The organism is Kitasatospora sp. DSM 101779, assembly GCF_025655475.1.
GTDB lineage: Bacteria > Actinomycetota > Actinomycetes > Streptomycetales > Streptomycetaceae > Kitasatospora.
This window is the reverse complement of sequence record NZ_JAHTIK010000001.1, coordinates 444,776-465,989: the sequence shown is the minus strand read 5'-3', so window position 1 is coordinate 465,989 and position 21,214 is coordinate 444,776. Positions and strand designations below refer to the sequence as shown.

Below are 21,214 nucleotides of genomic sequence, written 5' to 3'. Positions count from 1 at the left end.
TGCGATCCGGGGGAGCCCGCACCCCTGGTCGCAGGAACGTACACCCCTGCCACAGGCCGTGACGACGGCCCCTCCGGTGACCTTCCTCACGTGGACAGCAGGCCCCGGAACAGCAAACACCGGCCCCGGCGGAGCGCCGGGACCGGTGTTCTGAGGTCGGATCGGACACCGACCGTCGGTGCCGGCTACGCGAGATCGAACCGGTCCAGGTTCATCACCTTCACCCATGCGGCGACGAAGTCGTCGACGAACTTCTGCTTCGCGTCGTCGCTCGCGTAGACCTCGGCGAGCGCCCGCAGTTCGGAGTTCGAACCGAAGACGAGGTCGGCGCGGGTGCCCGTCCACCGGACGGCGCCGGTCGAGGCGTCGCGGCCCTCGAAGGTGTGCGCGTCCTCGGAGGTGGCCTGCCAGGTCGTGCCGAGGTCGAGCAGGTTGACGAAGAAGTCGGTGGTGAGCGAGCCCGGGGCCTGGGTGAGGACGCCGTGCGGCGACTCCTGGTGGTTGGCGCCCAGCACCCGCAGACCGCCGACCAGTACCGTCATCTCGGGCGCCGTCAGGGTGAGCAGGTTCGCCTTGTCGAGCAGCAGGAACTCGGCCGGCAGCCGGTTGCCCTTCCCGAGGTAGTTGCGGAAGCCGTCGGCGGCCGGTTCGAGGGCGGCGAAGGACTCGGTGTCGGTCTGCTCCTGCGAGGCGTCGGTGCGGCCCGGCGCGAACGGCACCTCGACGGTGAAGCCGGCCTTCTTCGCGGCCTGCTCGACGCCGACGCCGCCGGCGAGCACGATCAGGTCGGCGAGGGAGATCTGCGCCCCGCCCGTCCGGGCGTCGTTGAAGGACTTCTGGATGCCCTCCAGGGTGCGCAGCACCGGCGAAAGCCGGTCGGGGTCGTTCGCCTCCCAGCTGCGCTGCGGCTCCAGGCGGATCCGGGCGCCGTTGGCGCCGCCGCGCTTGTCGCTGCCGCGGAAGGAGGAGGCCGACGCCCAGGCGGTGGAGACCAGCTGACCGACCGTCAGGCCGGAGGCGGTGATCTCGTCCTTGAGCGCGGCGACCTCCTCGGCGCCGACCAGCGGGTGCGAGACCGCGGGCACCGGGTCCTGCCAGAGCAGCTGCTCGGAGGGCACCTCGGGGCCGAGGTAGCGCACCACCGGGCCCATGTCGCGGTGGGTCAGCTTGTACCAGGCGCGGGCGAACGCGTCGGCGAAGGCCGCCGGGTCCTCCAGGAAGCGGCGCGAGATCGGCTCGTAGACGGGGTCGAGGCGCAGCGAGAGGTCGGTGGTCAGCATCGTCGGGGAGTGGGTCTTCGACGGGTCGTGGGCGTCGGGGACGGTACCCGCGCCGCCGCCGTCCTTCGGCTTCCACTGGTGGGCGCCGGCCGGGCTCTTGGTGAGCTCCCACTCGTGGCCGAAGAGCGTCTCGAAGAAGCTGTTGTCCCAGGTGACGGGGGTGGCCGTCCAGGCGCCCTCGAGGCCGCTGGTGATGGCGTCGCCGCCCTTGCCGGTGCGGAAGGTGCTGCGCCAGCCGAGGCCCTGCTGCTCGAGCGGGGCGTCCTCGGGGTCGGCGCCGACGTGGTCGGCCGGGCCGGCGCCGTGGGTCTTGCCGAAGGTGTGGCCGCCGGCGATCAGGGCGACGGTCTCCTCGTCGTTCATGGCCATCCGGCGGAACGTCTCGCGGATGTCGCGGGCCGCGGCGATCGGGTCGGGGTTGCCGTTCGGGCCCTCCGGGTTGACGTAGATCAGGCCCATCTGCACGGCGCCGAGCGGGTTCTCCAGGTGGCGGTCGCCGGTGTAGCGCTCGTCGCCGAGCCAGGTCTGCTCGGGGCCCCAGTAGACGTCCTCCTCGGGCTCCCAGACGTCCTCACGGCCGCCGCCGAAGCCGAAGGTGGTGAAGCCCATGGTCTCCAGGGCGACGTTGCCGGTCAGGATCATCAGGTCGGCCCAGGAGATCTTCTGGCCGTACTTCTTCTTGACCGGCCACAGCAGGCGGCGGGCCTTGTCGAGGTTGGCGTTGTCCGGCCAGCTGTTGAGCGGGGCGAAGCGCTGCTGGCCGGCGCCCGCGCCGCCGCGGCCGTCGCTGATCCGGTAGGTGCCGGCGCTGTGCCAGGCCATCCGGATCATGAACGGGCCGTAGTTGCCGTAGTCGGCAGGCCACCAGTCCTGCGAGGTGGTCAGCACCTCGGCGATGTCGCGCTTGACGGCGGCGAGGTCGAGCGAGGTGAAGGCCGCGGCGTAGTCGAAGGACTCACCGAGGGGGTTGGCCTCGGCGGGGTTCTTGGCAAGGATCCGCAGGTTCAGCCGGTTCGGCCACCACTGGCGGTTGCCGCCGCCCTGGGTCGGGTGAGGGGCCCGCCCGTGCACCACCGGGCAGCCGCCGGTCCCCTCCGTCTTCGCGTCGGTGACGATTGCGTCAGGGTTCTCGGACATGTGAATCCTTCCAAGCCGGACGATCAGTTCCGAAGATGGGACGGCCGTGAGGAAGCGCGCGTGCCCGGACCGGCGGGCCCGGGCACCGGGTACCCGTCCCGGGCGGGCCTCGGGTCGGCCGCGTCCGCGGTCACCGCAGCCCTCTGGTCGGCGCGGGACGCATCCGTCCCGGTCGTCCGGCGGGCAGCCACGCGCAGCAACGTCAGGTCGTCCTCTTCCGTTCAGCAGTGCCGATTTCGACCCTACATTAGACCTTGTCTAAGTCAACGCCGACACAAAACTTCAGCCGATTCCAGCCGCCTGGTACCCTCCCCCCATGAGTGACCTGTTGGAACGGCTCCGGAACCGCGGCTGGCGGCTGACCGCGCAGCGGCGGGTCGTCGCCCAGGTCCTGGACGGCGACCACATCCACTACACGGCCGACGAGATCCATGCCCGCGCGGTGGAAATGCTGCCCGAGATCAGCCGCGCCACGGTCTACAACACGCTGGGCGAGCTCGTCTCGCTCGGCGAGGTCATCGAGGTCAGCACCGACGGACGGGCGAAGCGGTACGACCCCAACGCCCACCACGCCCACCAGCACCTGGTCTGCCAGTCCTGCGGCACCATCCGCGACGTGCACCCGACCGGCGACCCGCTGGCCTCGCTGCCCGACGGCGAGCGCTACGGCTTCACCCTCTCCGGCGTCGAGGTCACCTTCCGCGGCCTCTGCCCCGCCTGCGCCCAGGTGCAGTAGCCCGGGCGAGTCACCGAGGCAATTCACCCGATCGGGCGAGTCTGCTGGGAAGTCGCCGGTTCACCCCAGCGGGTCACCGAGCCCCCAGCCCCCGGCAAGCAGGGCGTCCACGGCCGACAGCGCCCGCTGCAACCGCTCCACGCGATCGCCCCGCAGCTCGATCCAGGGCGCGGCACCGGCCGCGAGCACCTCGCGAAACCGTCCGGTCATCCACGGCCGCAGGTGCTCGCCGTCGCGCAGCCCGTCGTCGTCGAAGGCCACGCCCTCGTCCGAGGTCAGCAGGTACAGAGCGCGCGGCGGCAGCCCGGCGGCGAGCCGGCGGACCGGCCCGGTCGCGCGGCCGCGGTAGCGCTCCTGCCAGACCGTGGTGGCCAGGGTGTCGGTGTCACAGACCAGCACCGGCCCGCCGGCCCGGGCGGCGCGCTCCTCGGCCTCGTTCTGCCGGCGCCCGACCAGCTCGAAGTCGGCGTCGGTCCACTCCAGGTCGAACACGGTCGGCACCGGCCCGCCGGGACGGGCCCGGCCGCGCGCCACCGCGAGCTTCGCGGCGGTGAGCTCCCGGCCGTACTCGGGCACCCAGCGGGTCGCCGCGTGCGGGCCGCCGCGGCCGCGGAGCGCGGCCGCCAGGTCCCGGGAGAGCGTGGTGGTGCCGGTGGACTCCGCGCCGACCACCACCACCCGGCGGGCGAACCAGGCCCGGACGGGTGGCTCCAGGTCGTCCCAGTGCGCGACCGGATCGGCCCGGACCTTGGTGCCGGAGACGGCGAAGGTGTCCCGCGGCACGTCCAGCAGCACGGGCGCGGCGCCGAACCGCCGGGCCAGCTCGGTGCCGTACGGCTCCGAGCTGAACACCGCGTCCACCGGCGGCGCGGGCGGCGCCGCGGCCACCGCCTCGCGCATCAGGGCGACATGACCGTCCCAGATCTCGGCGCTCCCGTAGTCGACCGGAAGGTCGTCGGCGATCCCGGCGACGGCCACGTGCGGCTCGGCCGCCCAGTGCTCGCGAATCCAGGAGACCCGGTCGGCCAGTGGCACCGACTCGCACGCCGCCGCCATCACGACCACGGTGACCCGCTCGCAGGCGTCCGCCGCCGAGCGGATCAGGAAGTGGTGGCCCGCGTGCGGCGGGTAGAACTTGCCGATCACCAGGCCGTGCGCGAACCGGCCGCCGTCCGTCACGCCGCCGCTCATGCCGGCACCCCCGCCGGGGCGGCGACCGGACGGGCGGCGAGTTCGCGGTACCAGCTGCGCAGACCCATCCCGCACAGGGCGAGGAAGAGCACGTACACCGCGGCGGTCAGCAGCAGGCCCTTGGCCGCGTACAGCGGGACGTAGACCAGGTCGGCGGCGATCCAGACGTACCAGTTCTCCAGCTGCTTGGCGTTGAGCAGCCACTGCGCGGCGAGCGACAGGGCGGTGGTCAGGGCGTCCCAGAACGGTGCGCTGTCGCCGGCCCGTGCGAGCAGCACGGTCAGCCCCCAGGTGGCCGGGACGACGAGGGCGGCCAGCACCAGCAGTGCGGTCGGCGAGGCGTGGCCCATCGGCCGTCCGGCGTGCCGCTCCCCGCCGCGCAGCCAGCGGTACCAGCCGTGGGCGGCCAGCAGCAGGAAGACGATCTGCAGCGCGGCGTCGGCATAGAGCCGGGCGCTCCAGAACAGGGCGAAGAAGAACAGGTTGTTGGCGATGCCCACCGGGAAGTTCCAGGAGCTGGCCCTGACGCACAGCCAGACGCAGACCGCGCCGGTGGCGAAGCCCAGAAGCTCCGCCGTGGTGACGGCGTCGCGGCCGAGCAGGAAGAGCTGGTGGTTCAGCGGTGCGAGCAGGTCGCTCAGGGTGTCGGCGACGGCCACGGGTCCCCCTTCAGCAATAATGTCAGGGTGACGATAAGGGGTGACGGGTCGATCCCGCAACGGTCTTTCGGCAGGTCGGCAGGTCGGCTTGGATCCGGGCCCGCCGGGCACGGCCGCACGCGGACGGTTCGCCCACGGCCCGGACACGGAGACACGGGCGCAGCCGTGGCCCGAGGTGGCGTGTCGCTGCCGGGCGCGGCACGTACGGGCAGCGATACTCCCCATCGGGCGGAGGAGAGGACAGCGATGGAGTTCCTGGTCGACATGGTGACCACCGTGCCCGACGGCACGACCGAGGAGGCCGTCGCCGACATGCGCGCACGGGAGGCCGTCCGGGCCCGGGAGCTCGCCGCCCTGGGGCACCTGGTGCGGCTGTGGCGACCACCGCTCGCACCGGGGGAGTGGCGCAGCTGGGGCCTGTTCGACGCACCCGACGCGGAACGGCTGGAGCACCTGCTCGCCTCCATGCCGCTGCGGGCCTGGCGCCACGACACCGTCACCCCGCTGACCCCGCACCCCAACGACCCGGGCCCCGGGGCCGCCCGGTGAACGGCGGCCCCGGCGACGAGCAGGATCTGCGCACCCTCCTGGACCGGTGGCGGGCCGCCGTCGACGCCCACGAACCCACGCAGGTCGCCGCCTGCTTCACCGAGGACGCGATCTTCCAGGGCCTGCACCCCTACACCGTCGGCCGCACCGGCATCGCCGACTACTACCGGGCGCAGCCGCTCGGGATGACGGCCCAGTACCGGATCCTGGAGACCCGCCGCCCCGCCGACGGACTCCTCCTCGGCTGGCTCGCCGTGGACTTCGCCTTCACCGACCGCCCGACCGTGAGCGTCAACCTCGGTGTCCTGCTCCGCCGGACACCCGACGGCTGGTCCATCGCCCACTACCAGGTGTCCCTGCTGCCCTGACGCACCGCCAACCCGGCAAACTCTCACGGGGACCAGGGCAGGTACTCAACGGGCAGTCGGGTGGTTGATTCAGGGGCGTCGGGGGCAGCTCCCGGCCGAAGGTGCCCCCACGCGCCCCTTCAAGGTACCCGTGTGCCTTTGAAGACACGCTTCAGCCAACGGTCACCACCCGGGCCCAGGGAGGTGGCATGTCCGGGACCCGGTCGGGATCGTCCTCGTCCCAGGACCGCCGGGAGCTCTCGCGACGGAACAGGCCGATCACCGTGCGGCAGGACGGCTGCTCCCGGGGCCACCGCGTCTGGCCGTCGGTCAGGACCACCACCACGTCCGGCCGGGGCCGGGACCGCAGGGCCGCCGCGAAGCCCGCCCGCAGATCGGTGCCGCCACCGCCGATCAGCCCGAGCCCCTCCTCCCGGCAGAGCGGCACCACCGCGCCGGCCGCCGCGTCGCAGGACACCACACCGACCAGGTCCCGCCGCCCGCCCACCGCACGGGCGATCGCGGCCACCTCCAGCAGCGCACTGCCCAACTCGGCGTCGCTCACCGACCCGGACGTGTCGACCACCACGCAGACCCGCGGCGGCCTGCGCCGAAGGCTCGGCAGCACCGCACCCGGCACCGAGGCCGACCGCCGGGACGGCCTGCCGTACGTGTAGTCCTCGCCCGCTCCCGGCCCGGACGCCGCCGAGCGGACCGCCGCACCCAGCAACTCCCGCCAGGGCTGCGGCGGATGGAAGGCCTCCTCCGCCCATCGCCGCCACCCGCGCGGGGCACTCCCCGGACGGCCCCTGATGCCCTCCGCCACCCGGAACCGGACCGCGTCCTGCTCGTGCGGCGCGAGGCCGTTCGCCCCGTCCGCCCCGAGGTCCCACGCCCGCTCCAGCCCGTCCGCACCGCTGCCGCAGTCCAGCCACGCCAGGTCCTGCGTCAACGGCCCGAGCCCGAACAGCCGCAGGTAGTCCTCCATCAGCTCGCCCTCCGGCAGCCGCAGCGCCGCCGGCAGCACGGCCCCCTCCGGCCGGACGAGCCCGTCGCCGAACACGTCGTCGTTGACCTCGCAGTCCGCCGCGATGTTCATCCGCAGCCGCTCCGCCCGCCCGGACAGGCCTCGCTCCCGCGCGACGCGGTCGCTGCGCCCGTGGTGGTCGCGCAGCAGGTGCGACACCTCGTGCACCCACACCGCGGCGAGCTCCTCCACCGGCGTCCGGTGCACGAACGCCGGCGAGACGTAGCACCGCCAGTGCCGGTCGACCGCCATCGTCGGAACCTGCCGCGACTCCACCGCGTGCAGGGCGAACAGCGCGGTCGCCAGGTACGGCCGGGCCCGGGCGGCCTGCAGCCGTGCGGCGTACAGCTTGTCGAGGTCCAGACGCCCCGCTGCGCGCGACGTCATCGGCGGACCTCCGGTGCCGGGCGCCCGGCGGCCCGGGCCGCCGCCCGGTCGGCGCGGCGGGAGAGCGAGACCGCGCCGGCGAGCCGGTCGATCGAGGCGGGCACGTCCCAGTCCTCCCGGCGCAGCGAGGCGAGGGTGGTCGCGGGGACGACCACCAGGTCCGGCGCACCGGTCTCCAGGGCGCGGACCAGCAGGGCCCAGGCCGCGTCCCAGCGGGCCCGCTCGGGCCGTCGGCGGACGGCGTCCACCACGGCGTCGAGCGCGGCCTGCCGCAGGTCGCCCCGCTCGGGCAGCACGGCCGCCGCGGGATCGGCGAGCAGCGACTCCGGGTCCGGCAGGTCCATCCGGTCCAGGGCCGCCAGCAGCTCCAGGCCGGGGCCGTCGCCGACGGCGCCCCGGACGAGCAGGGAGAGCACCTCGCGTGAGGAACCGGCCGCCGTGGCGAAGGCCAGCAGACGCAGCGTCATGTCCCAGCTCCGCGGCGACGGCCAGGCGCCCCCGCGGCGGGTCTCGTTGCCGGGCAGCCTGTGCACCAGCGCCGGGCGGGCGGAGAGCAGCCCGCACACGGCGCGGCGGGCGAGGTCGACCGCCTCGGGCAGCCGCCCGGGGTCGAGCCGGGGCAGGGTGGCGCGCGGCCAGACACCGCCGAGGCCGCGCACCACGACCTCGTGGTCGTGGGTCCAGTGCAGGTGGACGAAGCGGTTCGCCAGCGGCGGGCTCAGCTCCCAGCCGTCGGCCGCCGACGAGCGCGGATTGGCGGCCGCCACGATCCTTACCCCGGGCGGCAGTTGCAGGGCACCGATGCGACGCTCCAGCACCAGGCGGAGCAGCGCGGCCTGGACGGCGGGCGGCGCGGTCGACAGCTCGTCCAGGAACAGCAGGCCGCGGCCGGCCCGTACCAGCCGCACCGCCCAGTCCGGCGGGGCCATCGGCACGCCGTGCTCGGCCGGGTCGTCGCCCACCACCGGCAGCCCGGAGAAGTCCGACGGCTCGTGCACGCTGGCGATCACGGTGGTCAGTGGGAGGCCGAGCGCGGCCGCGAGCTGGGTCAGCGCCGCGGTCTTGCCGATCCCCGGCTCGCCCCACAGCAGGGCGGGCAGGTCGGCGGCCACGGCCAGGGTCAGCGCCTCCAGTTGGGCGTCAGGGCGAGGCTCGGTGGTGGTCTCGCCGAGCAGTGCGAGCAGCTCGCCGGCGACGTCCAGCCGCGAGCGCTCCGCAGGGTCGGCGACGGTGGCGGTCAGGTCGGTGGGAACGGCCGGGTGGCCGACGGTGGTGGTCAGGTGGTCGGTGGTCAGGGCGTCGGTGGTCAGGGCGTCGGTGGGTGCGGTCGGGGTGCCGGTGGGGGCGAAGGACGTGTGGGCAGACATGGGTGATCACCTCAAGGGGTCGGTTGATCGGGACGGGAGGTCGGCGGGTCAGCGGCCCTGGCCGTGCCGCGGGTGCCCGCGGCTGCTGCCGCGCCGGACGGGCAGGAGGGGGCCGGGCACCGCTCCGGCGAGGCCCGCCCGGAACAGGCCGTGGGTGACCCGGCGGTCGGCGGCCGCTGCGAGTTCGTCCCGCAGCGCACCGGCGCGCAGCAGCGCCTCGGGCCCCAACAGGCCCTCGACCACGGCCAGTGCGCCGGCCGTGTCACCGTGGTCGAGGCGTGCCCGGACGTCGTCGAGGACCTCCGGGTGCCGGTGCACCTCGTCGATGACCTGCAGGCAGGGCAGCGGGGTGCCGGTCAGGGCGGCCAGCAGCTCCTCGCGGCGGATCTCCTCCGGGTCGTGGTCGAGCGGCACCAGGACCCCGTCGACCAGGCCGATCCGGTGCCGGGCGCCCCGGCACTCCACGACCCGTGGCCGGCCGGCCGGATCCTGTGCACCGGAGGGGCCGACCGCTGGCAGGCCGGGTGCCAGGGCCGCGGCGACCAGCGGGTGCAGCCGGCCGGGCTCGATCAGACGGGCGCGGAGCAGGTCCAGGTCGGGCAGCGCCCAGGTCGCGGCATCGGGCAGCACCGGCAGCAGGACGCCCGGCCGGCTCGGCGGCACGTCCGTGACGTGCACGGCCGGAGGGCCGTCCCCGGCCGGAACCGGGTCGAGGTACAGCCGACGCCGGGCCCCGAGGCGTACCTCGACGGGGCCGTCGGGCCGTTCCTCGGCGCGCAGCAGGATCGCCGCCTCGGCCGCCCAGCGGTCGACGGCGCAGGGGTACCCGGGCCCGGCGGTGTCCGGCGGTGGCAGGCCGTCGGCTCCGTCGCCGGGCAGCACGTCGGCCCCGCACCGCATCCGGAGCTCGTCGGCCCGCAGCGCGTCCCAGAGGTGGCGGTGCAGGTCGAGCCGGAACCGCCGGTGCGGACGCGGGTGCGGATGGAGGCCGGCGCCGGCCGTGGGCCGGGAGGCGTCCCACAGGGCGAGCCCGATCCGCTGGCCGGCGTCCGCCCAGGCCGGCGGCGTCCGGGCGACGAGGTGCACGGGGCCGTCCCGGTCGCGCCCGGCACCGCCGTAGCGGGCCAGGGTCACCGTCAGACCCGGGCGCAGCAGCCCGGTCGGGGCGATCCGCGGCCAGTGCCACCGCAGCAGGTCGGGAGCGAGGCGGCGCAGGTCGGAACGGACCAGGGCCGCGAGTTCGCGCCCGTGCGTCCGGGCCAGCGCACGCGGACTGACGTCGACGTCCACGCCGGCGGCGGCGCACGCCGCGGACCAGTCGCCGACGAGGCGGCGGGCCGTCGCGGCCGCGATCACGGAGGGCGGCACGGCGAACTCGCGCACGCGCAGCCAGAAGGAGAGACGGGGATCCCCGTCCGCGGTCCAAGTGCCCATCAGCACTCACCTTGCGCGGACGGGACCCCCATTCTGTGAACGGAGTGAGTGGTCATCGCGCAGGAGCGTATCCCCGGGCGCACCGGCCGGCCAGCGATTTACCGCCGCGCCCGCGCGTCGTGCCGTGCCCGTGCGGCGGTCACCAGAAGCGCGGCTGGTGCGGCACGGACTCGAGATCGGTGAGCACCAGCTCGCGGTCGTCGTCCTCGGCGATGTCCTCGGCGGCGGCCAGTGCCTGCTCCGTCCAGGTGCGGGCCCCCGCCAGGTCCCCGGCCACCGCGTGGGCACGGGCCAGCGCCTCGTACGCGAAGGCGAGGTCCCAGTCGCCGATGCCGTGCTCCCGGCAGATCTGCAGGCTGCGGGTGGCGTGGTGGATCGCCGGCTCCGAGCGGCCCAGCACGCTGTAGACCCGCGAGCACTGCCACTCGCCGCGGCTGAGGTTCACCGGCTGCCCCACCTGCCCCCAGTGGTGGCGGGAGGCGTGCGCCATGTGCAGCATCCGGTCGTCCTCCTCGACGGTGCGGTCCTCCTTCTCCAGCAGCCGCCACACGCCGTTGAACAGGTCGACGGCGAGGCGGCGTTCGCCGTCGTCGGGAGTGGTGGCGGCGGGCTGTGCCGCGGTGTCGGTCATGGCTCGGGCGACTCCGTCCTGGAGGAGATGGTCGATGCGGTGGAGGTCGCCCCGGACGCGGTCCAGACGGGCCTGCAGTCGGCGCCGGTGATCGGCCAGCACCCGGGCCGCGACGGCCTCGTCGTCCGGATCGGCCAGGCACAGCCGTACCTGCTCCAGCGGCACGTCCACGGAGCGGAGCAGCCGGACGAGACGCGCGTGCGCGACCTGCCCGACGCCGTAGTAGCGGTACCCCGTGCCGGGATCCACCACCGCGGGCACCAGCAGCCCCACCCGGTCGTAGTGACGCAGGGCCTTGGCGGTCAGGCCGGCCCGACGGGCCAGCTGACCGACCGTGAGCAACTCCGGGCCGTCCACCATGCCCCGACCCTAGAACCTTCCCCCGCGGGAACCTCAAGCCGGCCTGGCCCGGAACCGCCGTGCGCCGATTCGGGCAGACTGGCCGCCATGACAGCTGTGGACGGCGGCGGTTCGCCCATCGCGACCAGGTTCGGCGCGGTACCGACGGTTCCTGCGCCGCGTGCCCGGGACGACGCCGAGCGCGACGTGCTCGCCGAGGCCCGGCGGTGCGGGCTGCGCGCCGTCGACTGGTTGCACGGTCTGACCGCGACCCGGCCCGACAGCGAGGCGGGCAGCGCACTGCGGGGCCTCGCCGAGGCCGTGGCCGTGGTGCTGGTGGGTTTCGAGGCCGTCCTGCCCGGACTGGACGCCGACCGGCTGACGCTGCTCGGCCGACTGCTGGACGTGCACGCGGGCCCCGAGGGATCGCTGATCGCCCACCGCCGCGGCGGCCGCCTGACCGCCGAGGAGCTGACCGCGGTGGCCGCGCTCGTCGCCGTCGTCCGCGGCGCGGCCGGATGCGCCCGCGACCAGTGGCCGCAGGAGCTCCCGCCGGCCCTCGCACTGATCGACCACATCCTCACCTCGGCGGGCGCCCCCTAGGAGTCGTCATTCAAGGGCGCTCAACGGTCGATTCAGGGCCCCGCGCACCGCTACCAGGCACCACCGTGTACCTCAGCGCGGAGGAGGTCGCGGAGTTCGCCGACGAGATGCTCGCGCGGCTGACGCCCAACGGGGGCGACGAGGTCTGTCACCTGCAGACGGACATCGGTCCCACCGACGTCGCCGAACTCCGCGACCGGTTCGCGGCCCTGCGCGCAGCACTGGTGACCTGACCGGACGCGCCGCTGCTCAGTCGACCCAGGTCACCACGGCGAGTCCGCGGGTGGCCGCATCGCGGTAGAAGGCGCGGAGCGTGTCCACGTGGTGCGCCAGGTAGGCGGTGAGGGCGCCGTGGAACCTGCCGAAGCCGCAGGACTCCGCGGCCTGGACGGGGTCCCGCGGCAGCAGGGCGAGCAGTGCGGCGGTGTCGATCGTGTCGAGCTCCCGGGCGACCTCGGCCACGGCGTCCGGGGCCAGCAGGGTCGGCGGGTCGCCGATGCGGTCGTAGACCTCGAGGTGGTCGAGGAAGACGACGGCGGCCGCATTGTCGCCGTCGATGCTGCGGTCGAGCACGGCGACGACGTCCGACGCGGCCTCCACCCGGCGGAGGTGGCGCAGCAGACCCCAGAGCGCCCAGTTCAGGTCGATCCGGTCGCCGGCCGGCGGGTCCCACCCGGGGTTGCCGTCGGGGGAGTCGGCCGCGGTGCGGCGGCACCGGTCGAGATCGGCGGGGCTCACCCTCGCCAGGAGCTGCGTCAAAGCCATGCGCCGGATTCTGGCGACCCGGACAGGCGGCGGTCACACGGTTTTCCGGCGGGCCGGACGCCGCGGCGGCCGGGCTCCACCGGATTTGCACCCGCCGGACGGCGCGCGCAGAGTCGGTGGCATGAGTTCGCCGGTGTACCGGGGCCCCGCGCTGCTGCTCGCCGACGGCCGGGAGATCCCGGTCGAGGCCGAGCTGACCGGGAGCGTTCCGCCCATCGGTCTGCCGAGCTGGACGGGCACCCTCCAGGCGGGCGACGCCCGGCTGGCGAGCGGTGCGATCCGGCGGGGCCGGCTGCGCCTCCCCGGCGGGTGGGAGGGCGGGTTCGCGGTGATGCGGACGGTGCTCGGCGTCTCGATCGTGTGGGTGCGGGGGAACGACCAGGAGGCCTCGCCCGCCGACTGGCCCGGGTGATCCCGCCCGCCGGAGTGTCCGAACGGCCCGAAGGGGGCCCGGCGCGGTGCGCCGGGCCCCCTTGGGGTGCCCCGGGGGTCCCTGTCCGGCCGCCGGGGCGGTGCGGGAACGGTCGTGCGGTGCCGGACGGGGCTGGTGCGTTGCCGAGGTGTCGGCTCAGTACCAGTGGTGGGTCTGCCAGAAGGACCAGGCGGCGTTCGGGCTGCCGTAGCGGGAGTTCATGTAGTCGTAGGCCCACTTGATCTGGGTCTTCGGGTTGGTCTTCCAGTCGGCGCCGGCGGAGGCCATCTTGGAGCCCGGCAGGGCCTGGCCCAGGCCGTAGGCGCCGGAGGTCGGGTTGGTCGCGTGGACGTTCCAGCTCGACTCGTGGCTGATGATCTGGTTGAACGAGGCCAGCTGGTTCGCGGGCACGATCTGCGCGGCGATGGCCTGCGGCGACTGGGTCGCGGCGGAGGCGGTGGCCGGCATCAGACCGGCGCCCAGGGCGGTGACACCGGCGGCGCCGGCAAGAAGAACAGCGGAAGTGCGCATGCGAAGCTTAAAAGCGGGCATGAAGAACAGGACCTCAATCGGGTTGGGCCGGTGTCCCGCCCGCTGACGTCCCCGGGCCGGACAGGGGCCACGGGGTCGGAGGGCGGGACTCGGCGGAGAGCCGCACCCGGCGGGACAGGTGCCGGTGCGGCCTGACGACTCGCCCCAAGCTGCCAGACCGTCGCGGCCACCGCCAAGACCCCCCTGATACGACCTGCCGTCGTAGCAACACTCCTGAGCGCGGACCGGGAATACACCCCCGGGCGGTACCCCGTGCCCTCCGCCAGATCCGGCTTCCGGGCCGGTCGGCCCTGCGGCGACCGGGGCGGCGGGTCCGGCACGCACCGGCGGTCGGGAACGGGGAGTCCGGGTGGCCGAGGTCTACGACGCGCCGTCGTGGTGGCCCCGGGCGTGTGAGCACCCTCACCGGCTCACGGGCCCGGGTTCGGCAGCGCGTCGACGCCCCGCCACGCTCCGTTCCGTGAGCGCCGTCTCAACTCGGCTGCCAGCGAAGGCCCGGAGCCCCGTGCAGCGCTCCGGAAGGAGGGCGTCATGGCCGACCACGACGACGAGCAGCGGCAGGACGCGGCGGAGAGGGAGCGGGAGGAGCAGCGGTACGCCGCCGCGCTCGACACGGCCGAGCGCCTGCTCGGAATGCGGCTGGAGCAGTTCCTGGACCGCGGCCCCGGTGAGCCCGCGAACGGCGCCGACTTCAAGCGGCTCGCCACGGTCCACACCTTCGGCGACTCCTGGCCGCGGACGGGCGTCCTCGACACCCGCACGCGGGCCCTGGTCTCCGTGACGATCGCCGCGACCCTGGGGACGCTCGAACCGCTGCGCGGACAGCTACGCATCGCGCTCAACAGCGGCGTCACCCCGGAGGAGATCGTGGAGGTCTTCGTCCACCTGGAGGCATACGCCGGTGCGGCCCGGGCGTTCGACAGCTATCGGATCGCCCTGCAGGTCTTCGCCGAGCGCGCGCAGGCGGACGGCGGCCGGGGCGTGGGGTGAAAGGTGCATGGCCAGCCGCGTGCCCGGGGTGGGCACCCCCTGCATGTCTGAAGGCGTACCCCGGCGGGAGGCCGGGCGTCAGGGGCCGGCCTTCGGTGGCGGTGCCGTGGCGTGCGGGCCGCGGAGTTCGGCGTAGACCGACCAGACCACCGAGACCGCGGGGACGGCGACCACCGCGCCGATCACCCCGGCCGCGATGCTGCCCGCCAGCACCGAGACGGCGACCACCACCGGGTGCAGGCTGACCGCCCAGCTCATCACCAGCGGGTGCAGCAGATGGCCCTCGATCTGGCCGATCACCACGATCAGCAGCAGCACCACGATCGCGATCACCGGGCCGCGGGCCGCCAGCGCCACCAGGGAGGCGACCAGCATGGCGATCGGCGAGCCGACCAGTGGGACGAAGGAGGCGAAGAACTCCAGCACGGTGAGCGGCAGGGCCAGCGGCACCCGCAGCAGGAAGAGCGCGATGCCGACCATGGCGGCGTTGCTGGCCGCGACGATGAAGATGCCGCGGGTGTAGCCGGCGAAGGTCCGCCAGGCGGCGCGGCCGCCCCGGTCGAGGTGGTCGCCGGCGGCGGCGGGCAGCAGGTCAGCGGTCCACCGCCACATCCGCTCCCCGGAGTGCAGGAAGAACACCGACATGAAGAGCGCCAGCGCCGCGCCGGTCGCCACTTCGACCGCCCGGCTGGCGCCGCTGACGGCGGTGCTGATCAGGGTCGAGCGGTGCGCGGAGAGGAAGTCGGCGATCTTCTTCTGGAGGTCGTCGAAGGTTTGGTGGGCGATATGGAAGGGGGAGCCCTCCAGGGCCTTCTCCAGCCGGTCCAGGCCGCCTTGGAACTCCTTGGTCAGGCTGGACAGGTCGTTCGCCACGGTCTCGCCGATCAGCGCCAGCAGCCCGGCCGGCACCAGGATGGCGACGGCCAGGCCGGTCAGCACCGCGAGCGGGCGGGGGAGGCCCCGGGCGAACAGGTCGACCAGGGGCCGGACGACCGAGGTGATCACCAGCGCGAGGAACCCGGCCAGGGTGATCAGGTGGAACTTCCCCAGCACCATCAGCACCACGTACGCGGCCGCCGCGACCACCAGCAGCCGCCACGCGTAGTCGGAGAGGCGCCGCAGACCGTGCGGTGCCCCGGCGCCGTCCGCCGTCCGACGGTCGGGCCGTCCGCCTCCCGGCCGCCTCACCGGCATGCCGCACCACCGCGCCCGGCCGCCGCCGCACCCGTCCGTCGCGCCGCCGTCCGCTCGGTCGCCGTCGGCCGGGTCGGGGCCCGTCGGGCGGGGGCGCGTCGGACGGGCCGGGGTCTGCCGGGGTGCGAAAGCGACATGAACCCTGGATAGCGGGTGGAGCGCCGTACGGGCTGTTCCCGCGCCGACGGGTGCCCGCCCTGCGGCCGATCCTTCACCCTGCGGGGCGCCGACCCGCGATGCGCGGGTGCGGCTCAGGCCTTGGTGCGGACCCCGTCCAGGGCGATGCCGAGGACCCGGTCGCGCTGCGCCTCGTCGGGGAAGGCCACCGAGGTGATGCCAGAGACCAGGCGCAGCAGGTCGTCGATGCTCATGTCCGTCCGCACCTCGCCGGCCTCCTGGGCCCGAAGCAGCAGGGGCGTGCCGGCGTCGTACATGGACTGGCGGCAGGCCAGGAAGACGTCGGTCTCCTCGCCCTCCAGTGCTTCGCGGATCGCGCGCTTGGTCATGGCGTAGTCGACGAAGCGGCGCAGCCAGGCGGCGAGGGCCTCCCACGGCGGTTCGCCGGAGACTTCGGCGGCGACCCGTCCGAGGTCGTCGACCTCGTTGGCGTACACCGCCTCGAAGAGGTGCCGGCGGGTGGGGAAGTTGCGGTAGAGGGTGCCGATGCCGACCCCGGCGCGGCGGGCGATGTCCTCCAGGGAGGCGTCGGCGCCGTGCTCGGCGAAGGCCTCGCGGGCGGCGACGAGCAGCGCGTCGAAGTTCCGCGCGGCGTCGGCGCGGCGCGGGCGCTGGGCGGCGAGGAACTCGCTCACCACGATCTGGTCCGGCACGGTGACCTCGTTTCGACGCCGGGATTGAACCGGAGGGGCACCTCCGCTAATGTGGAGGCATGCCTCGACTTTAGCACCGGGGCCTCCGCTTCGGCCTGCCGTAACGGCCGGCCGTCCTCCGTCCCGTGCCCTGCCGGTCACCCGCCGGGTGACCAGTCCCGGTCCTGCCCGCTCCCGAGCGCCGTCCCGTGTCGGAACGGCCCGAGCGGCCGGGTGCCCTGCTGCCCTCACGCCGCGTACTCCGCACGTCCGTACCCGCCGGCGCCTCCCCGTCGGTCCCGTGCCACGACTTCCGAGTCCCCGAGTCCCGAGAAGGTTCGATGAACCGCCAGTCCCATCGCCTCACCTTCGGCGTCCTCGCCACCGGTGCCGGCGTGTTCGCGCTGCTCCAGTCGCTGATCACGCCCGCGCTGCCGATCGTCCAGGCCGAGATGCACACCTCGCAGTCCACGGTCACCTGGGTGATGACCGCCTACCTGCTCTCCGCCTCCGTCTTCACGCCGATCCTCGGCCGGGTCGGCGACCTGGTCGGCAAGAAGCGCACCCTGGTGGCCGCGCTCGTCGCCCTGCTGGTCGGCTGCCTGGTCGCCGCCCTCGCCCCGAACATCACCGTGCTGATCGTCGCCCGTGTCCTGCAGGGCATCGCCGGTGCGCTCTTCCCGCTGTCCTTCGGCATCATCCGCGACGAGTTCCCCGCGGGCCGGGTGCCCGCCGGCATCAGCAACCTGTCCGCAGTGATCGCCGTCGGCAGCGGCCTCGGCATGGTCCTGGCCGGCCCGATCGTCGGTGCGCTGGACTACCGCTGGCTGTTCTGGTTCCCCGTCATCGTCGTCGCCGCCACCGCCCTGCTCGCCCACCGCTACGTCCCCGAGTCGCCGCACCGCACCGAAGGCAGCGTCAACTGGCTGTCCTCCGTGCTGCTCTCCGGCTGGCTGGTGGCCCTGCTGCTGCCCGTCAGCCAGGCGGCGAAGTGGGGCTGGGGCTCCACCCCGGTGATCGGCCTGCTCGCCGCCGCCGCCGTCCTCTTCGCGCTCTGGATCGTCGGCGAGACCCGTTCCCGGAACCCGCTGATCGACATGCGCGTGATGCGCCTGCCGGCCGTCTGGACCACCAACACCGCGGCACTGCTCTTCGGCGGCGGCATGTACGCCGTCTGGGCTTTCCTCCCCGGCTTCGTCCAGACCCCCGCCTCGGCCGGCTACGGCTTCGGCTCCAGCGTCACCGGCGCCGGGCTGCTGATGCTGCCGATGCTGGTCGCGATGTTCGTCTCCGGCCTCCTCAGCGGCCGGTTGGCCGGACGCTTCCCGGCCAAGGCGCAGCTCGTCACCGGGGCCCTGCTCGGCGCCGCCGCCTGCGCGCTGCTCGCCGCCCGGCACCACGCGCCCTCGGACGTCGCTCTCGCGGCGGGCGTGTTCGGGCTCGGCATCGGCCTGGCCTTCGCCTCGATGAGCAATCTGGTCGTCCAGAGCGTGCCGCCCGCGCAGACCGGCGCGGCGACCGGCATGAACGCCAACATCCGGACCATCGGCGGCTCGATGGGCGCGGCCCTGATGACGGGTCTGGTCACCGGCCACCTGCAGCCCGGTGGCCGCCCCTACGAGGCCGGCTACACGCACGGGTTCACCCTGCTGTCGGTGTTCTGCCTGGCGGCCGCGCTCGCGGCACTGGCCGTGCCGACCCGCCGCAGCGCCCCGGCCGCGGCGCCGGTCGCCGCCTCCGTGCCCCGGCGGGAGTCCGTCGGCAGCTGACCGGCCGTCCGTTCACGGCGGCAGGTGCGGGGCAGGTCCGGGATGCTGTGCTCGGACCCGCGGCGCACCTGCCGCGCGTCCGGGGCGGGTGGTCGCGCCGGTCTCCCGGGCCGCGACCCGCGGTTCGGCGAAGCGCCCGCGCCGGGCCGGCGTGGCCGTGCGGGCGCCCATGACATCCGTCATGTCCCTTTGCTGACACACCGTCGCTACCCGCGACCGGGCCGCCCTGCGAGACTGGTGATCATCACCGGGGCGAGCGCGTCCCGACGGGACGACACCACGGGGGACTTCATGCAGAGCACCGGCGCCGACACGGCCGCACCCGAACTCACGAGCGGCCCGGAGGAGGTCGCTGTCGCCGAGGTCGTGCCCACGGTCGGCGAGATGCGGCTGCCGGCCTGGTTCTTCGGCTTCGAGGGCGTCCTCGCCGGCGCCTTCGATCTGCTGAAGGCCTTCCCGTCCGTCTGGCCCGCCCTGGTCGTCCTCGCGGTGGTCAACATCACCGTCTCGCTCACCCTGCTGCGCAGGCGGCTGAAGCTGGCCAAGCTGCTGTGGCGCGGCAAGGGCACCCGCAAGGTGGCCTTCGCCCTGGTGGGCCTGCGGATCGGCATGCACGTCCTGCTCGGCGCCGTCGGCCTCGCCCTGACCTCCGCACTCGGCCACGTCCTGATGGCCCTGGTGATGGCGGCGATCACCGTCGGCCTGCTGGCGTACGTCCAGCGGACCGCCCTCACCGCCCTGGTCGCGGCCGGCAAGGCCACCGCCTGAGGTCCGGCCACCGCCCGGCGGCCGTCGCCCGGGGTCCGGCCGCTGCCGCCCGCGACCCCGGTCATCCCAATTGAGCAACCAATGGTTGCGTATCGGTCGGGGGCGTCGTAGGGTTATCTGCAACCAAAGGTTGCGAATGGATGGAGCGGCGGCATGGAGGAGTACGGCAGCATCGAGCGGGAGATCCGGGTCGATGCCCCGCCCGAGGTGGTCTACGAGGTCATCAGCACCCCCGAACACCTGCGGGAGTGGTGGCCGGACGAGGCCGAGCTGAAGCCGGTGCCCGGCGGGACCGGCGTCATCACCTTCGGCGACAGCTCCGCGCCGGACGCCAAGGTCGAGCCGATCACCGTGGTGGAGGCCGACCCGCCCCGGCGGTTCTCCTTCCGGTGGGTGTACGACGGTCCGGAGGCCGCCGCGCCCGGCAACTCCCTGCTGGTCACCTTCGACCTGGTGCCCTCCGGCGCGGGTACGCTGCTGCGCTTCAGCGAGACGGGCTTTCGGGAGAGGGGCTGGGAGGCGGCCGTGCTGGAGGAGGCCTACCGCGACCACGACAACGGCTGGACCTACTTCCTGCCGCGTCTGGTCGGCTACCTCGACCGGCTGGTGTCCACGCCATGAGCGCCGTCATCGACGACGAGCTCTGGTCGGCGGTCGGCGACCCGATACGCCGGCGCATGCTCGACCTGCTGCTCACCGAGGGCGGTGGCACGGCGACCACGCTGAGTGGTCGGCTGCCCGTCACCCGGCAGGCCGTCGCCAAGCACCTCGGCGTGCTCGACCGGGTCGGCCTGGTCCACGCCACCCCGTCCGGGCGGGAGCGCCGCTACGAGGTGGACGAGGCCCAACTCGCCCGCGCGGTCGCCCAGCTGTCCTCGGTCGGGGCCGCCTGGGACGCCCGGCTCAACCGGATCAAGCGGATCGCCGAAGCCATCCACCGCAGCCAGGAGGGCTGACCCGCTCGCCCGAGAGGCGCTGCCCGACCGCGGCGGCGCAGACCGATCGCGCCCGGACACCGGGCGCCCGCACCGAAGAGAGGTGTCGACATGCCCGACATCCTGCACAGGATCGGCGTCACGTCGTCCCCCGACGCCGTCTACACGGCCCTCACCACGATCGACGGGCTGGCGAGCTGGTGGACGGAGGACACCGCCGGCGACAGCGAGGTCGGCGGAGTGATCCGGTTCCGCTTCCTGCCCGGCGGATTCGACATGAAGGTCCTGGAGGCGAAGCCCGCCGAGCGGGTGGTCTGGGAGGTCGTCGACGGCCCCGAGGAGTGGATCGGCACGCAGGTCCGCTTCGAACTCGAGCAGGAGGGCGACTTCACCGTCGTCCTGTTCCGGCACCAGGGCTGGCGGGAGCCGGTCGAGTTCATGTACCACTGCAGCACCAAGTGGGCGACCTTCCTGATGAGCCTCAAGAAGGTGCTGGAGACCGGCGAGGGCGACCCGGCCCCGCGCGACGTCCGGATCAGCAACTGGCACTGATCCGTGCCGCGTCGACGCGCCCGCCGGACGGGATCTCCCGGGCCGGCGGGCGGCGCGTGCCGGACGTCAGGCGGTCCAGGTCCTGAGCCGTGCGGCGACCTCGCGGACCGGCAGCCCCTCACGGGCCTCCCGGGCCAGCGGCAGCACGGTGTCGAGCCCGGGCTTCACCGGCAGGTGGCACGCGGACAGGTAGGCCGCGGTGACGGTGGCCGCGTACAGCAGGTTGCGCACCTCCAGGCAGGGATTGCGTGCGAGTTCGCACAGCAGCGCGGCCGCCTTGTGGTGCGGCTCCGGGTAGACCTCGTGGGCGAGGACCTCGGCGCGATGCCGGGCCTCCGCGGCGATCGGCACGCCGTAGTCCACGACCTGCGGGTCGCCGGGGATCTCCTGCGCCAGGGCCAGGATCCAGGCGAGGTCGACCCTGAGGTTCACGCGGCGTACCCCGGCACCTCGTGCGGGCCGCGCGCGGCCCGGCCGGGCTCACCGGGGTAGCGGTCCTCGCCGAACTCCTCCTCGAAGGCGTCGGCGTACGCGGCGAGGAACGCCTGCGCCCCGGCCAGGAAGGCCGCCCGGGACTCGTTGACGTCCTGCTCGATCAGGTCGGCGACGTAGCCCTGCAGGCTCAGCCCGCGCCGCTTGGCCCGCTCCTCCGCCGCCGCGCGGATCTGGTCGTCCAGCCTGATGTTGGTCTGCTTCGCCATGCCCGACATGGTAGCTAGCACCCGGTATCGATGGCTAGCAGTCGCGAGCGGGGCGTCGTGGCTTCACCCGGACGCGCCGG

General features: G+C 74.1%; 25 protein-coding genes. 12 read left to right on the top strand and 13 right to left on the bottom strand.

Going from position 1 to position 21,214, the window contains the following annotated elements; genetic code table 11:
* Positions 1 to 185 precede the first annotated feature (185 nt).
* Entirely contained in the window at positions 186 to 2,417 is a 2,232-nt protein-coding gene (gene katG / locus KSNIM_RS02160; protein ID WP_263101488.1) for a catalase/peroxidase HPI, read from the bottom strand.
* 316 nt (positions 2,418 to 2,733) lie between these two features.
* Between katG and KSNIM_RS02155 the strand changes: the two genes are divergently transcribed.
* Positions 2,734 to 3,153, top strand: coding sequence for a Fur family transcriptional regulator (locus KSNIM_RS02155; protein WP_263101487.1), 420 nt, complete (start codon positions 2,734 to 2,736; stop codon positions 3,151 to 3,153).
* Positions 3,154 to 3,213: 60 nt separating this feature from the next.
* Here KSNIM_RS02155 and KSNIM_RS02150 read toward each other — a convergent pair whose 3' ends face one another.
* Together KSNIM_RS02150 and pnuC are read right to left on the bottom strand one after the other, a co-directional pair.
* Positions 3,214 to 4,344 carry an AAA family ATPase gene (locus KSNIM_RS02150; RefSeq protein ID WP_263101486.1) on the bottom strand — a complete coding sequence of 377 codons (1,131 nt, stop codon included), beginning with the start codon at positions 4,342 to 4,344 and terminating at the stop codon, positions 3,214 to 3,216.
* Positions 4,341 to 5,003 carry a nicotinamide riboside transporter PnuC gene (gene pnuC, locus KSNIM_RS02145; RefSeq protein ID WP_263101485.1) on the bottom strand — a complete coding sequence of 221 codons (663 nt, stop codon included), beginning with the start codon at positions 5,001 to 5,003 and terminating at the stop codon, positions 4,341 to 4,343. The genes KSNIM_RS02150 and pnuC overlap by 4 nt, the downstream gene beginning before the upstream one ends.
* A gap of 246 nt (positions 5,004 to 5,249) precedes the next feature.
* Here pnuC and KSNIM_RS02140 point away from each other — a divergent pair, with 246 nt between their 5' ends.
* A complete protein-coding gene (locus tag KSNIM_RS02140) occupies positions 5,250 to 5,552 on the top strand; it encodes a muconolactone Delta-isomerase family protein (protein WP_263101484.1) in 303 nt (100 codons plus the stop codon).
* The gene (locus KSNIM_RS02135; protein ID WP_263101483.1) at positions 5,549 to 5,920 is read left to right on the top strand and encodes a YybH family protein; all 372 of its coding nucleotides are present in this window, start codon (positions 5,549 to 5,551) and stop codon (positions 5,918 to 5,920) included. The genes KSNIM_RS02140 and KSNIM_RS02135 overlap by 4 nt, the downstream gene beginning before the upstream one ends.
* A 151-nt stretch (positions 5,921 to 6,071) precedes the next feature.
* Here the strand turns inward: KSNIM_RS02135 and KSNIM_RS02130 are convergent, their stop codons facing one another.
* The 4 genes from KSNIM_RS02130 to KSNIM_RS02115 form a co-directional block, all read right to left on the bottom strand.
* Positions 6,072 to 7,313, bottom strand: coding sequence for a DUF2201 family putative metallopeptidase (locus tag KSNIM_RS02130; RefSeq protein ID WP_263101482.1), 1,242 nt, complete (start codon positions 7,311 to 7,313; stop codon positions 6,072 to 6,074).
* A complete protein-coding gene (locus tag KSNIM_RS02125; protein WP_263101481.1) occupies positions 7,310 to 8,680 on the bottom strand; it encodes an AAA family ATPase in 1,371 nt (456 codons plus the stop codon). Before KSNIM_RS02125 ends, KSNIM_RS02130 begins: the two co-directional genes overlap by 4 nt.
* Positions 8,681 to 8,728: 48 nt before the next feature.
* Positions 8,729 to 10,114, bottom strand: coding sequence for a hypothetical protein (locus tag KSNIM_RS02120; RefSeq protein ID WP_263101480.1), 1,386 nt, complete (start codon positions 10,112 to 10,114; stop codon positions 8,729 to 8,731).
* 139 nt (positions 10,115 to 10,253) lie between these two features.
* Entirely contained in the window at positions 10,254 to 11,105 is an 852-nt protein-coding gene (locus tag KSNIM_RS02115) for a MerR family transcriptional regulator (protein WP_263101479.1), read from the bottom strand.
* 87 nt (positions 11,106 to 11,192) lie between these two features.
* Here KSNIM_RS02115 and KSNIM_RS02110 point away from each other — a divergent pair, with 87 nt between their 5' ends.
* Together KSNIM_RS02110 and KSNIM_RS02105 are read left to right on the top strand one after the other, a co-directional pair.
* Positions 11,193 to 11,687: a hypothetical protein gene (locus tag KSNIM_RS02110; RefSeq protein WP_263101478.1), complete on the top strand. Its 495-nt coding sequence runs from the start codon at positions 11,193 to 11,195 to the stop codon at positions 11,685 to 11,687.
* 65 nt (positions 11,688 to 11,752) lie between these two features.
* A complete protein-coding gene (locus tag KSNIM_RS02105; RefSeq protein WP_263101477.1) occupies positions 11,753 to 11,920 on the top strand; it encodes a hypothetical protein in 168 nt (55 codons plus the stop codon).
* 16 nt (positions 11,921 to 11,936) lie between these two features.
* Here KSNIM_RS02105 and KSNIM_RS02100 read toward each other — a convergent pair whose 3' ends face one another.
* Positions 11,937 to 12,452: a YfbM family protein gene (locus KSNIM_RS02100; protein WP_263101476.1), complete on the bottom strand. Its 516-nt coding sequence runs from the start codon at positions 12,450 to 12,452 to the stop codon at positions 11,937 to 11,939.
* Between the two features lie 121 nt (positions 12,453 to 12,573).
* On the opposite strand from KSNIM_RS02100, the gene KSNIM_RS02095 reads away from it, so the two are divergent.
* On the top strand, positions 12,574 to 12,864 hold the full coding sequence (locus KSNIM_RS02095) for a DUF4873 domain-containing protein (protein ID WP_263101475.1): 291 nt from the start codon (positions 12,574 to 12,576) through the stop codon (positions 12,862 to 12,864).
* Positions 12,865 to 13,020: 156 nt separating this feature from the next.
* On the opposite strand, the gene KSNIM_RS02090 is transcribed toward KSNIM_RS02095, so the two are convergent.
* Positions 13,021 to 13,395 carry a transglycosylase SLT domain-containing protein gene (locus KSNIM_RS02090; RefSeq protein WP_263101474.1) on the bottom strand — a complete coding sequence of 125 codons (375 nt, stop codon included), beginning with the start codon at positions 13,393 to 13,395 and terminating at the stop codon, positions 13,021 to 13,023.
* A 552-nt stretch (positions 13,396 to 13,947) separates the two neighbouring features.
* On the opposite strand from KSNIM_RS02090, the gene KSNIM_RS02085 reads away from it, so the two are divergent.
* Positions 13,948 to 14,406 (top strand): carboxymuconolactone decarboxylase family protein, encoded by a 459-nt coding sequence (locus KSNIM_RS02085; protein WP_263101473.1) that lies wholly within the window; start codon positions 13,948 to 13,950, stop codon positions 14,404 to 14,406.
* Positions 14,407 to 14,484: 78 nt separating this feature from the next.
* Here the strand turns inward: KSNIM_RS02085 and KSNIM_RS02080 are convergent, their stop codons facing one another.
* Entirely contained in the window at positions 14,485 to 15,600 is a 1,116-nt protein-coding gene (locus KSNIM_RS02080) for an AI-2E family transporter (RefSeq protein ID WP_263101472.1), read from the bottom strand.
* A gap of 251 nt (positions 15,601 to 15,851) precedes the next feature.
* Entirely contained in the window at positions 15,852 to 16,430 is a 579-nt protein-coding gene (locus KSNIM_RS02075; protein ID WP_263101471.1) for a TetR/AcrR family transcriptional regulator, read from the bottom strand.
* Positions 16,431 to 16,750: 320 nt separating this feature from the next.
* Between KSNIM_RS02075 and KSNIM_RS02070 the strand changes: the two genes are divergently transcribed.
* The 5 genes from KSNIM_RS02070 to KSNIM_RS02050 all read left to right on the top strand — a co-directional run bounded on the left by KSNIM_RS02070 (position 16,751) and on the right by KSNIM_RS02050 (position 20,433).
* Entirely contained in the window at positions 16,751 to 18,178 is a 1,428-nt protein-coding gene (locus KSNIM_RS02070) for an MFS transporter (RefSeq protein WP_263101470.1), read from the top strand.
* A gap of 291 nt (positions 18,179 to 18,469) precedes the next feature.
* Positions 18,470 to 18,946 (top strand): hypothetical protein, encoded by a 477-nt coding sequence (locus tag KSNIM_RS02065; RefSeq protein ID WP_263101469.1) that lies wholly within the window; start codon positions 18,470 to 18,472, stop codon positions 18,944 to 18,946.
* 153 nt (positions 18,947 to 19,099) lie between these two features.
* Positions 19,100 to 19,567, top strand: a complete 468-nt coding sequence (locus KSNIM_RS02060) for an SRPBCC family protein (protein ID WP_263101468.1) — start codon at positions 19,100 to 19,102, stop codon at positions 19,565 to 19,567.
* On the top strand, positions 19,564 to 19,902 hold the full coding sequence (locus KSNIM_RS02055; RefSeq protein WP_263101467.1) for an ArsR/SmtB family transcription factor: 339 nt from the start codon (positions 19,564 to 19,566) through the stop codon (positions 19,900 to 19,902). Before KSNIM_RS02060 ends, KSNIM_RS02055 begins: the two co-directional genes overlap by 4 nt.
* Positions 19,903 to 19,992: 90 nt before the next feature.
* Entirely contained in the window at positions 19,993 to 20,433 is a 441-nt protein-coding gene (locus KSNIM_RS02050) for an SRPBCC family protein (RefSeq protein WP_263101466.1), read from the top strand.
* 66 nt (positions 20,434 to 20,499) lie between these two features.
* On the opposite strand, the gene KSNIM_RS02045 is transcribed toward KSNIM_RS02050, so the two are convergent.
* Both KSNIM_RS02045 and KSNIM_RS02040 read right to left on the bottom strand, forming a co-directional pair.
* Positions 20,500 to 20,865: a hypothetical protein gene (locus KSNIM_RS02045; RefSeq protein WP_263101465.1), complete on the bottom strand. Its 366-nt coding sequence runs from the start codon at positions 20,863 to 20,865 to the stop codon at positions 20,500 to 20,502.
* Entirely contained in the window at positions 20,862 to 21,134 is a 273-nt protein-coding gene (locus tag KSNIM_RS02040; protein ID WP_263101464.1) for a hypothetical protein, read from the bottom strand. Before KSNIM_RS02040 ends, KSNIM_RS02045 begins: the two co-directional genes overlap by 4 nt.
* Between the last annotated feature and the right edge of the window lie 80 nt (positions 21,135 to 21,214).